Origin of the sequence: Streptomyces sp. NPDC049541 (assembly GCF_044465725.1) — a bacterium.
GTDB lineage: Bacteria > Actinomycetota > Actinomycetes > Streptomycetales > Streptomycetaceae > Streptomyces.
In genome coordinates, this window is record NZ_JBITLY010000007.1 from 527,142 (window position 1) to 540,393 (window position 13,252).

At 71.3% G+C, this 13,252-nt stretch carries 13 protein-coding genes and 2 pseudogenes; 7 read left to right on the forward strand and 8 right to left on the reverse strand.

What is annotated here, in order from left to right:
• Positions 1-171: 171 nt before the first annotated feature.
• A complete protein-coding gene (locus tag ACIBW9_RS27965; RefSeq protein WP_398959587.1) occupies positions 172-1,830 on the forward strand; it encodes a hypothetical protein in 1,659 nt (552 codons plus the stop codon).
• Between the two features lie 15 nt (positions 1,831-1,845).
• On the opposite strand, the gene ACIBW9_RS27970 is transcribed toward ACIBW9_RS27965, so the two are convergent.
• Both ACIBW9_RS27970 and ACIBW9_RS27975 read right to left on the reverse strand, forming a co-directional pair.
• Entirely contained in the window at positions 1,846-2,634 is a 789-nt protein-coding gene (locus ACIBW9_RS27970; RefSeq protein WP_398959589.1) for an SGNH/GDSL hydrolase family protein, read from the reverse strand.
• A gap of 33 nt (positions 2,635-2,667) precedes the next feature.
• Positions 2,668-3,672, reverse strand: a complete 1,005-nt coding sequence (locus ACIBW9_RS27975; protein WP_398959591.1) for a LacI family DNA-binding transcriptional regulator — start codon at positions 3,670-3,672, stop codon at positions 2,668-2,670.
• Between the two features lie 148 nt (positions 3,673-3,820).
• Here ACIBW9_RS27975 and ACIBW9_RS27980 point away from each other — a divergent pair, with 148 nt between their 5' ends.
• The 4 genes from ACIBW9_RS27980 (at position 3,821) to ACIBW9_RS27995 (ending at position 6,728) form a co-directional block, all read left to right on the forward strand.
• Positions 3,821-4,711 carry an amidohydrolase family protein gene (locus ACIBW9_RS27980; protein WP_398959593.1) on the forward strand — a complete coding sequence of 297 codons (891 nt, stop codon included), beginning with the start codon at positions 3,821-3,823 and terminating at the stop codon, positions 4,709-4,711.
• Between the two features lie 42 nt (positions 4,712-4,753).
• Positions 4,754-5,254 (forward strand): cysteine dioxygenase, encoded by a 501-nt coding sequence (locus tag ACIBW9_RS27985; protein ID WP_398959595.1) that lies wholly within the window; start codon positions 4,754-4,756, stop codon positions 5,252-5,254.
• A 163-nt stretch (positions 5,255-5,417) separates the two neighbouring features.
• On the forward strand, positions 5,418-5,714 hold the full coding sequence (locus ACIBW9_RS27990) for a hypothetical protein (protein WP_398959597.1): 297 nt from the start codon (positions 5,418-5,420) through the stop codon (positions 5,712-5,714).
• 573 nt (positions 5,715-6,287) lie between these two features.
• Positions 6,288-6,728: an OsmC family protein gene (locus tag ACIBW9_RS27995; RefSeq protein ID WP_398959599.1), complete on the forward strand. Its 441-nt coding sequence runs from the start codon at positions 6,288-6,290 to the stop codon at positions 6,726-6,728.
• Between the two features lie 216 nt (positions 6,729-6,944).
• On the opposite strand, the pseudogene ACIBW9_RS28000 reads toward ACIBW9_RS27995, so the two are convergent.
• Positions 6,945-7,125, reverse strand: a pseudogene (locus ACIBW9_RS28000) (sugar phosphate isomerase/epimerase); the annotation flags it as partial.
• A 7-nt stretch (positions 7,126-7,132) separates the two neighbouring features.
• On the opposite strand from ACIBW9_RS28000, the pseudogene ACIBW9_RS28005 reads away from it, so the two are divergent.
• Together ACIBW9_RS28005 and ACIBW9_RS28010 are read left to right on the forward strand one after the other, a co-directional pair.
• Positions 7,133-7,661: pseudogene (locus tag ACIBW9_RS28005) on the forward strand (substrate-binding domain-containing protein); the annotation flags it as partial.
• Positions 7,662-7,857: 196 nt separating this feature from the next.
• Positions 7,858-8,271 carry a DUF6069 family protein gene (locus ACIBW9_RS28010; RefSeq protein ID WP_398959601.1) on the forward strand — a complete coding sequence of 138 codons (414 nt, stop codon included), beginning with the start codon at positions 7,858-7,860 and terminating at the stop codon, positions 8,269-8,271.
• 43 nt (positions 8,272-8,314) lie between these two features.
• Here the strand turns inward: ACIBW9_RS28010 and ACIBW9_RS28015 are convergent, their stop codons facing one another.
• The 5 genes from ACIBW9_RS28015 to ACIBW9_RS28035 all read right to left on the reverse strand — a co-directional run bounded on the left by ACIBW9_RS28015 (position 8,315) and on the right by ACIBW9_RS28035 (position 13,238).
• A complete protein-coding gene (locus tag ACIBW9_RS28015; protein ID WP_398959603.1) occupies positions 8,315-9,064 on the reverse strand; it encodes an SDR family oxidoreductase in 750 nt (249 codons plus the stop codon).
• Positions 9,061-10,032, reverse strand: a complete 972-nt coding sequence (locus tag ACIBW9_RS28020; protein WP_398959605.1) for a fumarylacetoacetate hydrolase family protein — start codon at positions 10,030-10,032, stop codon at positions 9,061-9,063. Before ACIBW9_RS28020 ends, ACIBW9_RS28015 begins: the two co-directional genes overlap by 4 nt.
• 104 nt (positions 10,033-10,136) lie before the next feature.
• The gene (locus ACIBW9_RS28025) at positions 10,137-11,075 is read right to left on the reverse strand and encodes a VOC family protein (RefSeq protein WP_398959607.1); all 939 of its coding nucleotides are present in this window, start codon (positions 11,073-11,075) and stop codon (positions 10,137-10,139) included.
• 13 nt (positions 11,076-11,088) lie between these two features.
• Positions 11,089-12,105, reverse strand: coding sequence for an amidohydrolase family protein (locus ACIBW9_RS28030; RefSeq protein ID WP_398959609.1), 1,017 nt, complete (start codon positions 12,103-12,105; stop codon positions 11,089-11,091).
• Positions 12,102-13,238, reverse strand: coding sequence for an FAD-dependent oxidoreductase (locus ACIBW9_RS28035; RefSeq protein WP_398959611.1), 1,137 nt, complete (start codon positions 13,236-13,238; stop codon positions 12,102-12,104). The genes ACIBW9_RS28030 and ACIBW9_RS28035 overlap by 4 nt, the downstream gene beginning before the upstream one ends.
• Positions 13,239-13,252: the final 14 nt, after the last annotated feature.

A 13,252-nucleotide genomic window follows, 5' to 3' on the forward strand; every position in this document is an offset into this window, starting at 1 on the left:
GATGGGGGTGGGGGAGTGCCCCAGCTTCCTGCCGGACCGCGACCGCGTCCATGCTTTGGACTAGACCAAACGCGTTCTTGGTCTAGACCATGCGATTCCTTTGCGTTGCACCTGCCAGGCTGGGGGGGTGGGTCTTGTGCGATATGGCCGGTGTGCGGTAATTCGTCATCTGTGAACTACTACGACCTCGGCAGCCACGGGCGGCGCGTGACGACCTCCTCGTCCGAGGCGCAGATGTGGTTCGACCGTGGACTGAACTGGACCTTCGGCTTCAACCACGAAGAGGCCGTGCGCTGCTTCGAGGCCGCCGCCGCGGCGGATCCCTGCTGCGCCATGGCCGACTGGGGCGTGGCCTATGCGCTCGGCCCCAACTACAACAAGCCCTGGGAGTTCTTCGACGAGAAGGACCTGGCCCGGACGGTGGAGCGCACCCACGCCGCCGTGCAGCGCGCCCACGCCAAGGCCGCCGGCGCCACCCCTGTCGAGCAGGCGCTCGTCGAAGCCCTGCGAGCGCGCTATCCGCAGGAGAGAGCCCCGGCCGTCGAGGAGTGCTCCGTGTGGAACACCGCCTACGCCGACAGCATGCGGGCCGTCCACCGACTGGCCCCCGACGACCTCGACGTGGCCACCCTGTACGCCGACGCCCTGATGAACCTCACGCCCTGGCAGCTGTGGGACATCCGCACCGGCACCCCGGCCCCGGGCGCGCGCACCACCGAGGCCAGGGCGGTGCTGGAGCAGGCCCTCGCCACGGAGGCGGGCGCGCACCATCCGGGTCTGCTGCACCTGTACATCCATCTGATGGAGATGTCCCCGACCCCGGAGGCCGCCCTCCCGGCCGGTGACCGGCTGCGCGGTCTGATGCCCGACGCAGGACATCTGCAGCACATGCCGTCACATCTGGAAGTGCTCTGCGGCGACTACCGCCGGGTCGTCTCCGACAACACCACGGCGATCGAAGCCGACGAGAAGTTCCACGCCCGGGCCGGGGCGATGAACTTCTACACCCTGTACCGGTGCCACAACCTCCACTTCAAGATCTACGGAGCGATGTTCCTCGGCCGCTACCGGGACGCGATCGACACGGTGCGCCGGCTCGAGGCGGCCGTGCCGGAGGAGCTGCTGCGCGTCCAGAGCCCGCCCATGGCGGACTGGGTGGAGAGCTTCCTCGCGATGCGCGTGCACGTACTCGTCCGCTTCGGCCGCTGGGACGACATCCTCGCCCTGCCGCTGCCCGCCGACAGGCGCCTGTACTGCGTCAGCACGGCGATGCTGCACTACGCGCGCGGTGTCGCGTTCTCCGCCACCGGCCGGATCGAGGAGGCCGAGGCCGAGCGGCGGCTCTTCCACGACGCGGTCGCCCGGGTCCCCGAGACCCGCATGCTGTTCAACAACACCTGCGCGGACATCCTCGCGATCGCCGCGGCGATGCTGGACGGAGAGCTGGAGTACCGCAAGGGCAACCACGACACCGCGTTCGCGGCCCTGCGCCGCTCGATCGAGCTCGACGACGGCCTTCCCTACGACGAACCCTGGGGCTGGATGCAGCCCACCCGGCACGCCTACGGAGCGCTGCTCCTCGAACAGGGCCTGGTCGCGGAGGCCGAGGCCGTCTACCGGGCCGACCTGGGCCTCGACGACACCCTGCCGCGGGCACAGCAGCACCCCGCCAACGTCTGGGCCCTGCACGGCTTCCACGAGTGCCTCGTACGGCTCGGCAAGGCCGGCGAGGCACAGATCGTGGCCCAGCAGCTGAAGATCGCCACGGCCACCGCGGACGTACCGATCGAGGCCTCCTGCTGCTGCCGACTGGAGACCCGCTCGCATTAGAGTCCTAAAGCCGGTTCAGGCGACTTGCTGCGGCGTCACCGGGGTCGGCTCGGGTCTCTTAGCGGTGAAGCCGTCTCCCGGCACATGGCCGCGCAGCCGCCGCCACAGCCAGGGCCCGACATGGTCCACGGCCCAGCGCACATCGGCCTTCACGGCACGCAGCAGCGGGACCGGGGACAGCGCGGGCAGCGGGTCGGCCCAGCCGTCATGGCCCGGCAGGCCGAACGTGTGGGCCATGCCGGCGGCGATCCGGGCATGTCCGACCGGACTCGCATGCAGGCGGTCGTCGCTCCACAGCCGCGGGTCGGCCGTGAACGCATGCGGAAACAGGTCCAGGACGGCAACCCCGTGCCGTGCCGCGAGCACCCGCAGCCGCGCATTGAGGTCGAGGATGCGAGGCCTGACCCGGCGCGCGACCGGTGACACCTTCCCCAGGTCCGGAAAGGTCATGGTGGCGACGCGCGCGCCCGACGCGGTGAGCCGGGCGAACGTCTCCTCGATGCTCGCGGCGACGGCCTCCGGGTCGTAGCGCGGCCGTACGACATCGTTCATGCCCGCCGTCACCGTCACCAGATCCGGCTGCAGCGCGAGCGCCGGACCGACCTGGTCGGCCCTGATCTGGGTGCTGGTCTTGCCGCGGACGGCGAGATTGGCGTATGTGAGACCGGGTTGCTGCTGCGCGAGGATCTCGGCGAACCGGTCGGCCCAGCCGCGGTGCCCGCCCGCCGGGCCCGGATCGCCGATGCCCTCCGTCAGACTGTCGCCGAGCGCGACGTAGCGCAGATACGGGTGGGAGACGGTCATGCCGCGTGAGTCTATCTTCGGTTCAACCGGAGTTCAGGCCCGCACGGCCGACCCGCGCTCCCGCATCCGCGGCGCACACAACACCCGCTTCCTGCGCACCCGCCTGCCCTCGACCGCCGCGACCGTCAGCCGCGCCGCCTGGGCCGCGATCTCGCTCAGCCCCCAGTCCACCGTGGTCAGCGGTGGCGTGAGCACCCGCGAGACGGGATGGTCGTCGAAGCCGACCACGGAGACGTCCCGGCCGACCTCCAGGGAGTCCTCCGCCGCGGCGGCATACACCCCGTAGGCCAGCGAGTCCGAGAAACAGAACACCGCCGTCGGTGAGTGCGGACCCTGCAGCACGCGCCGCGCCACCGCCGTCGCCTCGCCCAACTCCTGCGGGCAGGGCACCAGTTCGGCCCGCAGGCCCAGCCGGTCGGCCGCCTCGCCGACGTACACATCGGCCGGCCGGTCCGGTGTGCTCGGCCGGGTCGGCGTCAGGACGGTCACCCGGCGGTGGCCCAGCCCGTGCAGATACTCCAGTACGGCGTCGATGCCGGCCCGGTTGTCGAAGATGACCTGCCCTGCCGTGCGGGCCCGGCTCAGCGAGTCGCCGACGGCCACCACCGGCAGCGCGTCCGCGATATCGGCCCAGCCCTGCGCCGAGGGATCCACGGGAGACACCAGCAGCGCGTCGACCCGCTGATCGCGCAGCTGCTTGGCGAGGACCAGCTCGCGGTCGGGGTCGCCGCCCGCGTCCAGGATCAGCGCATAGCGGTCGCCGGCCAGGAGTTCCCGGCCGATGGCGGCCATCAGCTGCTGCTGCCACAGGTCCTGGAGGTCGCCCGCGAGGACGCCGACCATGCTGGTGCGGCCGCTGGCCAGGGCGCGCGCGATCGGGTCGGCCTCGTAGCCGAGCTCGGCCGCGGCCCTGCGCACCCGTTCCTCGGTCTCCTTGGAGACGTGTGTGCCGCGCAGGGCGTAGGAGACGGCTGCGGTGGAGAGGCCCGTGGCCTCGGCCACCTCCCGGAGGGTGGTGCGCTTGGTGGGCCTGGCCATGCCGGGAAGCCTACCGGGGCGGCTGCGCCTTGTGGTCGCATCGCCCCGCCCAGGGCCTCGTCACCGTTGACACGACTCGATGTCAAGCGGTTAAGTCAACCGCATCAGTGAACCGCTTAACATCGTTCTCCCCAGCGAGGACCGCCGCGTGCCCACCGACGTCCACCAGCACATCTGGCCGCCCGCCCTCATCGAGCTGCTGCGCTCCCGCACGACACCCCCGTACCTCGACGCCTGGACCCTGCACCTGGCCGGCGAACCGCCCTTCACAGTGGACCCCGCCGACCACGACCCCGAGGCCCGCATCCGCCTCGCCGCCACCGACGGCCTCGACCTGGCCCTGGTGTCGCTCTCGAGCCCCCTCGGCATCGAACATCTGCCGCCCGCCGAGGCCGTACCCCTGCTGGCCGCCTTCCACGACGGTGCCCTCGCCCTCCCGGCCCCCTTCGCCGTCTGGGCCTCCCCCTGCCTGACGGCACCGGACCCCGAGGCGGTGGAACGCGAACTGCGCCGTGGCTGCGTCGGCCTCCAACTCCCCGCCACCGCCCTCCTCGACGCGGCAGGCTGGGCGCACTGCGCACCCCTCCTCGACGTCCTCACCCGCCACGACAAGCCCCTGTTCGTCCACCCCGGCGCGGCCCCGCCCGCCGACGCCACCCCGCCGTGGTGGCCGGCCCTCGTCCCGTACGCGCAGCAGCTGCACGCCTCCTGGTTCGCCTTCCGCGCCTTCGGCCGCGCCCGCCACCCGGCCCTGCGCGTCTGCTTCGCCGCCCTCGCGGGCCTCGCGCCCCTGCACGGCGAACGCCTCGCCGCACGCGGCGGCGGACGCGGCGAGATCGACTTCGACGTGTTCTACGAGACCTCCTCCTACGGCACTCGGGCGGTCGACGCACTCGTCCGAGCCGTCGGCATCGACGTGGTCGTCAACGGCAGCGACCGCCCCTACGCACCGCCCGCCGTACCCGACCTCGGCTCGGATGCCGCCCTCCACGCCCTGCGCACCGCCAACCCCGCCCGCCTCCTGCACGGCCGCACCTGACCCCGTGCCCCGAGCCTCTCGCAGCCCCGAAAGGAGCCACCCGTGACGTACGAGTCCCTGCCGGAGCGGACCCTCGACAAGCATGAACTGAGGGCACTGGTGACGGACCTCGCCGCCCGCCCGGACCTCTGGCGCGCCCATGTGGCCTTTTCCGACCACGAGCGGCACTACGCCTCCCTGTACCGCGACGCCTACGTCGACGTCTGGCTGCTGTGCTGGACCCGGCAGAACGACACTGGCTGGCACGACCACGACCTCTCCGCCGGCGCCGTCAGCGTCGTACAGGGCGCACTCGAGGAGTCCATCCCGCGCATCGGCGGCAGCCATCTGCGCGTCACCGTCGAGGCCGGCACCTCCTTCTGCTTCGGCCCCGAGCACATCCACCGGCTCACCGGCGCCACCGAGGACGCCGTCTCGATCCACGCCTACTCTCCGCCGCTGTGGCGGCTGGGCCAGTACGACATCTCCGCGGACGGCCTGATGCGCCGCATCTCCGTCTCGTACGCGGACGAGCTGCGCCCCCTGGACGCTCCCGCCGCCTGAGAGGGGTGGTCGCGCAAATCCCGCCTCCGTACGGCGAGTTCGTACTTCCGGGGGAGTGCCCGGGAAAGCGCCGCGGGGCCCGCCAAGTGTCCGATTCCGCCGGGCTCACCCAATTGGCCGCGCTCGGAGCGAAATTGGCCGCAGGGGTGTGCAAGGTGGCTGCATGAACACAACACAGGGGAACAGCCCCACTCGCCTCGGCCGCGCCAACAAGATCGCTTTCCGACTTCCGCGAATATTCGCGGTGAGTGCCGTGCTGGGCATCGCCTGCGTGGCAGGAGCGGCAACCGCCGCTTCCGCCGCTGACGCGACGCCCACCACGCAGCTCACCACAAAGACGACCGCTGCCGAGCGGACCTCGGCACACGGCCACGGTGAAGGAAGAGGTCACCGTGGCCATGGTGGTGGTGACGACGGCGACAACGAGTGCAATGGCCTGATCGTCCTTCTCTGCGTCTGACCCGCGGCAGAGCCGCCTTCACCCACAGGGCGGGCGGGAAGAGGGAGTTGTCCCTCTTCCCGCCCGCCTTTGACGCCGAGGCGTACAAGCTCCAGCAGTGGCACGGCCCGGCCCGAATCGACAAACCTGCCATCGCCCACCCGGCCGCGTAGGAGCGGATCATGTCCCGGGACGCAGTCCTCGCGGAGGTGACACGCCGAGCCCTTCCGCGGCGAAGAGGCGGCGGGCAGCGGCCGGGGTGAGATCGCGGTTGCGCTCGGCGTCTGCACGCGGTTTCGCCTCGGGCTGCACGGTGATCAGCGCCCTCGGTCCCGCCCTGAAACGGTCCACGACAGGCACCCAGGTGACCGACGGAACCCGCTCCCTCGTGCAGGTCATGGACAGGCAGCAGGGTGACCCGCTTCATCAATGACCGAGGCGTCCCCGGCTGCCTCGACCACACCATCGCCGGCATCACCAACCCGACCGCTGTGCCGGACGCATCCGTTCCCGCTTCCTTGGCCACGACACGGTCGGCTCCGCCAGGAGCCGCGCCGGCATCGCCGACCCCGCGGAGCGCCTAGTGTCGTCGCCATGGCAGAAGACTCCCTGCGCTCCATCACCGTAGAGCGCACCAGCACCGGACACTTCGTCGCGACCAACGCCCGCGGCGGCACGATCAGCTTCGGGACCGGTTCCGAACCCGGCCGGGAGGACGAATTCACCCCGGTCGAGTTGCTGCTCGCCGCACTCGGCGGCTGCACGGCGGTCGATGTGGACATCGCCACCAGCCGTCACGCGGAGCCGGCCAGGTTCTCCGTCGCGGTCACCGGCAACAAGATCAATGACGAGCTGGGGAACCGGATGACCGATCTCCAGGTCACCTTCTCCGTCGCCTTCCCGGACGGCGAGGGCGCGGACCGGGCCCGCGCGATTCTCCCCCGGGCCGTCAAGACGTCCCACGACCGGCTCTGCACGGTCAGCCGCACGGTCGAGACCGGCACGCCCGTCACCGTGACGGTCGCGGAAGCCTGACCACACGTCACGTATCGGCCGAACTGGTTCGGTCGCCCGGCTCGGTGTCACCGCTGAGCCCGCACGGCGAGCGCGGCGGAGAGCCCGGCGCCGACGGCCATGGCGATCCGTCGGCCGGGGCGGCCAGGGCGCAGGGCAGTGGGGGCCGGGCGTCCTCCAGTCGTGCCTTGGGACGCCAGGCCCCGGAAACCCGGTGTACGGGTCAGATCCGCCCGGTCACCCGGCCAGCTCCTTCGTGATGCGGTCGAGCATGAAGGCCGAGGATTCCTCCGCGCTCCTCCCAGGCGAAGACGCAGGCCGTGGCCACGCCGTCGAAGTTCAGTTCGCGCAGCGTCCCGAAGAAGGCGTCCCGGTCGACCTCGCCCTGGCCGATGTCGAGATGCTGGTGGACAAGGGCCGGGGATCAGGGCTTCCACCCGGACCTCATCGACGGCATCACCCGGAGGCGGGACGGCTCGGCTACGACGTCGTGCTCTCCGCCGCCGCCCAGGCCCGAAGCGAGGCCAAGGCCCTCGAGGCCCTGCTCGGCCACCGCTGCGAGGCGCTGATCCTGCTCGGCCCCGACGCCGAGCCCGCCTACCTCGACGGGCTCGGGCAGCGCGCTGTCACCGTCTCGGTCCGCCGCAGGGTGCCACGCGCCCGCGTGGACTTCGTGCACAGCGCCGAGGGCGTACGGCAGGCGACGGACCACCTCGTCGAGCTGGGGCACCGCGGGATCGTGCACATCGACGGGGGCCGCGGCCCGGGCTCCGCCGGCCGCCGGCACGCCTACCGGGCGGCTATGCGCAGCCATGGTCTGGAGGCGGACGCGTGGGTGATCCCCGGCGAGCACAACGAGCAGTCCGGCATCGAGACCGACCGGTGCTGCTGGCGGAGCGCGACCGGGGGCTGCCGCTGCTGACGGCTGTTCTCGCGGGCAACGACCGTTGTGCGGGGGCCAGCTGGTGGTCCGGGGCACCAGCGGACCGGCCCCGCGACCGCCGGCCTGAGAGGCGACCGGCGTACGGCTCCACCGGGTGCTGGTTCGTCAACCCGTAGAGCTTGAAATATCAAACACACTCGTCCAGACTCTCGTTTGATACTTCAAACGCATCGTGGAGCTCTCCGCGCCCTTCTCCCTGGAGTCGCCATGTCTGTTGCCTCTGACGCCGTCGCCGTGCGCCGTGGTCCACTCGTCGTGGCGGGAGGTGTGCTGGTCGCGATCGTCGTGGCCTCCGCGGCGGACGCGGTCCTGGCTCTCCTCGCCCTGGCCGCGGGCGCGCCGGATGACTTCAAGCCGCTGAAGGCGTCCTCGTACATATTCCTGACGGCGGTCGGCGTGGTGGCCGGCGCGGTCGGCTGGGCCATTGTGCGCAAGGTGGCGAAGGAGCCCGAGGCGCTGGTGCGGTGGTTGGTGCCGACCCTCGTCGTGGTCTCGTTCGTTCCCGACTTCCTGCTCTTCGGTGCCGGCGGTGCAATCGGTGTCGGTGCGCTGCTCCTGATGCACGTCGTGGTCGCGGCGGCCGCGGTGTTCACCTACCGCAAGGTCATGCCGCTGTCGTAGGAACAGACCGGCAGGCGTGAGTCGGGGATGCACGCCCCCCGGCTCACGCGTCGCGGCGCAGGGCGTCCGAGATGGGCATCGCGCCGCCGTGGGAGGTGAGGCCGCCGTCCACCGGGATCTCGGCTCCGGTGATGAAGGCGGAGTCGTCCGAGAGCAGGAAGGTGACGAGCGGGGTGATGTCGTCCACCGTGCCGGTGCGGCCGAGCGGGGTCAGGCGGAGGTTCGCCTCGCGGAAGGCCGGAGCCGCGGAGGCGGTCATGTCCGTCTCGATGAAACCGGGGTGGATGGTGTTCACACGGATGCCTCGGGGCCCCAGTTCCATGGCCGTGGTCTTCGACAGGCCGCGCAGCGCCCACTTGGAGGCCGTGTAGGCGACCGGGTAGTGAGCGGTGAGCGCCGCGGACGAACCGACGTTCACGATCGACGCCCCCGCACGCATCAGCGGCACCAGGTACTGGATGCCGAGGAGCGGTCCGGTGACGTTGACGGCGTGGACGCGGGCCATGTCCTCGGGGCGTACCTCGTCGACGCGGGCGCGCCAGGTGACGCCCGCGTTGTTGACCAGGCCGTGCACCTGCCCGTACGACTCCCGCAGTTCGGCGGCGAGGCCGGCCCAGTCCTGCTCGCTGGTGACGTCGAGGCGGCGACAGCCAGGCCCCTCCGCCACATCGGTGGCGATCACCCGGGCGCCCTCGCGGGCGAGTGCCTCGGCCTCCGCGGCGCCCTGGCCGCCCGCCGCACCCGTCACCACGACGACCTTGCCGAGCAGCCGCTTCCGACCGAGGCCGCTCACGGCCGCTCCCGCGAGCGGCGCCGGCCGGCCGGGACGGGCAGCGGATCGGGCCCGCTCACCACGGTGTTGGAGACACTGCCGAGGCCCTCGACGGTGAGCGTGACCGTGTCGCCGGGCCTGAGCGGCGCCGGGTCCTGTCTGCCTCGTACGCCCCACAGCTCGGCGAGGCAGCCGCCGTTGCCGCAGGTGCCCGAGCCCAGGACGTCACCGGGGCGCACCCAGGTCCCGCGCGAGGCGTAGGCGACCATCTCCTCGAACGTCCAGCTCATGTTGGACAGCAGGTCCTTGCCGACCACCTCGCCGTTCACCGCGGCGGTGAGAGCGAGCCGCAGGAACCCGTCCTCGTCGCGGTACTCGTCCAGCTCGTCGGCGGTGACCAGGTACGGGCCCACAGTGGTGGCGGTGTCCTTGCCCTTGCACGGGCCGAGACCCACCCGCATCTCGGCGGACTGCAGGTCGCGGGCGGACCAGTCGTTCAGGATCGTGTAGCCGACGATGTGCTCGCGGGCCTGCTCGGGAGTGAGGTCGCGGCCCTCCTTGCCGATCACGGCGGCGACCTCGAGCTCGAAGTCCAGCACACTGGACCCCGGCGGCATGGGGATGTCGTCGCCCGGGCCGTACACCGCGTAGGGGTTGGTGAAGTAGAACGTGGGGGCCGCATACCACTGCTCGGGCACGCCCGCGCTTCCGTCCACCGACCGCCGTACGCCTTCCACGTGCTCCTCGAAGGTGACGAAGTCCCGCAGGGTGGGCGGCTGGAGCGGTGCCAGCAGTCGTACGTCCGAGACATGGGGGCCGGCCGGTACGTCGACCATCACTGAGCCCGCGTCGAGCAGTTCGGGCAGACCGCTGCCCTCGGCGAGCAGACCGGTCAGCGAGCTGACGCCCGGCAGGGGGTAGAGCGTGCCGTTGTCATCGACGACGGCCACTTGGCGTCGGGTGCGGTACTCGTACGTGGCGAAACGCATGGGCGGTGTCCTGTCGGAGGGGAGGGCGGGCGCGAAGACCGGGGGCGCGGCGGGGAGTCAGGGCATGACAGGGCTGCCGCGCCCCCGGTGACAGGGGGTGCCGGTCAGACCGGCGGGGCGACGAAGACGCCCCGGTCCACGTCGTTGAAGGACTCCTTGGCGACCAGTTCGTTCATGGGGTTCGCGGTGCCCCACTGGTCGGTGACCTCGGGCTGGGAGAAGTCGTAGACGTGCGGGTGCCAGGTGTCCTCGTCCAGGACCTCCAGCTCCGTCGTGTACTCGACGGTGTTGCCGTGCGGGTCGAGGAAGTAGGTGAACGTGTTGTCGCCCGCCATGTGGCGGCCGGGACCCCAGATCTTGCGGATCCCGGCCCGCATCACCCGCCCGGAGCCGCGCATGTACTCGTCCAGTCCGCGCATCTCGAAGGAGACGTGGTGCAGGGAGGTGTGGGGACCCTTCGCGATGGCCATCGAGTGGTGCTGGTTGGAGATCCGCATGAAGTGCATGACCTCGCCCATGTGCGGCGAGCTGAGCGTGTCGGAGAGACGGAAGCCCATGTGGCGCTCGTACCACTCCCGGGTGCGGTTCAGATCGGGGGAGTTGAGGACGACGTGCGACAGCTTGACCGGGATGGACTCCTTCTCCTCGATCCTGCGGTGCTGCCGTACCTCGACGTCGGCGGAGACCTCGATGGTGCGCCCGTCGACGTCGAAGAAGCGGAAGCCGTAGCCGCCGCCGGGGGTGTCCACCTTGCCCGGCTGCGAGATCAACTGCACTCCGTCGGCCAGGAGTTGATCGGCGAACGTGTCCACGTCGGCCGCGCTCGCGGCGCCGTAGGACACGAGGTCGAGGCGCTTCTCGTCGGCCTTGCGCAGGCGGATCACATACTGCTCGGGGCTGCCTTCGGCGGCCAGGAAGGAGATGCCGGAGTCCTCGGCGACCTTGGTCAGACCCCATACTCCGGAGTAGAAGTCGAGCTGCTTGTCGTAGTCGGGCACGGCGAGGTCGACATGCCGCAGGTGGGTGAGCAGACGGTTGCTCATGGGGGCTTCCTTTTCAGACGAGGTTGAGCAGGGCGGCGGCGTTGCCGCCCCGCACCGCGTGGAAGTCGGGCTCGGGCAGGTCCGCGGCACGCAGTGCGCCCAGCGGGTCGTCGGTGCCCATGTCGAAGGGGAAGTCGGAGCCGAGCAGGACCCGCTCCGGCCGGGCGGCCCGGAGCAACTCCCGCAGTACGTGGGGGTCGTGGACGAGGGAGTCGAAGTAGAGCTGCCGCAGATAGCTGCTCGGCTCCCGCGCGCAGCCCCGGGCGTCGGGGCGGGCCCGCCAGGCGTGGTCGGAGCGGCCGATGTGGGTGGGCAGATAGCCGCCGCCGTGCGCCGCGATCAGCTTCAGCCCCGGATGGCGGTCCAGGACGCCGGAGAAGATCAGATGGGAGAGGGCGACCGCGTTCTCGGTGGGCTGGCCGACTGTGTTGGAGAGGTACCACTGGTCCAGGCGCTCGTCGAGCGTGCAGCCGAACGGGTGCAGGAAGACCAGCGCGCCGGTCTCCTCCGCCCGGGACCACAACGGTTCGTACGCGGGATCCGACAACTCGCGGCCGGGCGCGTGGGAGGAGATCTCCACGCCCTTCAGCCCCTGGTCCAGCGCGTGGTCGAGCAACTCCACGGCCAGGCCGGGGTGTTGGAGGGGGATCAGGCCCAGGCCGTGCAGCCGGTCGGGGGCCTTCGCGCAGTGCGCGGCGGTGCCCTCGTTCGCCAACCGGCATACCCGCCGGGCCAGTTCGGGCTCGGCCCAGTAGTGGTAGTGCGACGGGGAGGGGCTGACCAGCTGGACGTCCACACCCTGCGCGTCCATCGCCGCCAGCCGCACGTCGACGTCCGTCAGCTTCGGCACACGGGCGCCGACCATCGGACCGCTCACGGCCAGGGCCGCCGGCCCGTTGCGGCGGGCGTCGAGCTCGCGGGCCCCGGCAAGTCCGGGATGTCCGGCGACGGCCTCCTCGACCTCCGCGAGCAGGAGGTGGGCGTGGACGTCGATCGTCGGTGTCGACGAGAGGTCGGCGGGATCGGTCACGGGAGCTCCTTCAGCGCGTTCATGGTGCGGCCGATCAGCCCGGGCACGTCGGCGTCGTGCACCCCGTCGAGCACCCACTGGCCGAGCTGGACGGAGGCGTCGACGACCATGCGCACCCGGGGCAGCCGCCGGTCCCGGTAGTCGGTGAAGAGCTGGTCGTCCCAGTCGTCACGGGTGGTCAGCAGCTCGCAGAGGACGGAGGCGTCCTCGAGGGACATCGCCGCGCCCTGCGCCAGGGTGGGCGGACAGCAGTGGGCGGCGTCCCCGACCAGCACGACCCGGCCGCGGTGCCAGGGGCCCTCCACCAGGTGGCGGTCGAACCAGGTGTAGTTGACCTTTGCCGGATCGTCGATGTGCTTCACGATCTCGGGCCAGAAGCCGCCGTAGCCCTGTGCGAGGGCGCGCATCTCGTCGGCGTACGACTGCTGCGGGATCGACGCACGGTCCCGGCACCCCTCGACGACGTAGGCGTAGAGGGTGCTCTCGCTGGTGGGGCAGTATCCGGCGATGTAGGCCGGTCCGCCGTAGGCGAGGTCGGTGCGTTCCAGGCCCTCGGGGCGAGGGGCGGCGATGCGCCAGATGGCCATGCCGGTGGGTTCGGGCTTGTCCGTGATGCCGATCGCGGCGCGGGTCGCCGAGTTGAGGCCGTCGGCGGCGACCACCAGGTCGTACCGGCCCTCGGTGCCGTCGCTGAAGCGCACGGAGACGCCGTCGCCGTCCTGCTCCAGGGACTCGGCGGTGACGCCCAGGTGCACGGTGGCGCCGGACGCGCGGACCGCGTCGCTCAGGATCTGCTGCAGACGGGGGCGCTGCATGCCGACGGTGGCGGGCAGGTCCGGGCCGCCGGTCTGGATGTCCTCGGCGACGAAGAGCACGGTGCCGTCGGTGGCGGTCATCCCGACCGAACCGAAGGCGAACCCGGAGGCGCTCACCTGCTCCCAGACGCCCAGTTCGCGCAGCACCCTGAGGGCGTTGCCCTGGAGGGTGATGCCGGAGCCGGTGGAGGAGTGCCAGTCGGGGCTGGCCTCGATCAGGTCCACCGTGATGCCCGCACGGCGCAGCAGGATCGTGACGGCGTTGCCGGAGGCGCCCCCGCCGACGACGAGGACGGAACGGGCGTGAGGATCGGTCATGTAGGGGATACCTC

Coding starts and splice junctions, on each gene's coding strand:
- ACIBW9_RS27970 (WP_398959589.1), bottom strand. CDS start 2,634: ATGACCGTCTCCCACCCGTATCTGCGCTACGTCGCGCTCGGCGACAGT.
- ACIBW9_RS27975 (WP_398959591.1), bottom strand. CDS start 3,672: ATGGCCAGGCCCACCAAGCGCACCACCCTCCGGGAGGTGGCCGAGGCC.
- ACIBW9_RS27990 (WP_398959597.1), top strand. CDS start 5,418: ATGAACACAACACAGGGGAACAGCCCCACTCGCCTCGGCCGCGCCAAC.
- ACIBW9_RS27995 (WP_398959599.1), top strand. CDS start 6,288: ATGGCAGAAGACTCCCTGCGCTCCATCACCGTAGAGCGCACCAGCACC.
- ACIBW9_RS28010 (WP_398959601.1), top strand. CDS start 7,858: ATGTCTGTTGCCTCTGACGCCGTCGCCGTGCGCCGTGGTCCACTCGTC.
- ACIBW9_RS28020 (WP_398959605.1), bottom strand. CDS start 10,032: ATGCGTTTCGCCACGTACGAGTACCGCACCCGACGCCAAGTGGCCGTC.
- ACIBW9_RS28025 (WP_398959607.1), bottom strand. CDS start 11,075: ATGAGCAACCGTCTGCTCACCCACCTGCGGCATGTCGACCTCGCCGTG.
- ACIBW9_RS28035 (WP_398959611.1), bottom strand. CDS start 13,238: ATGACCGATCCTCACGCCCGTTCCGTCCTCGTCGTCGGCGGGGGCGCC.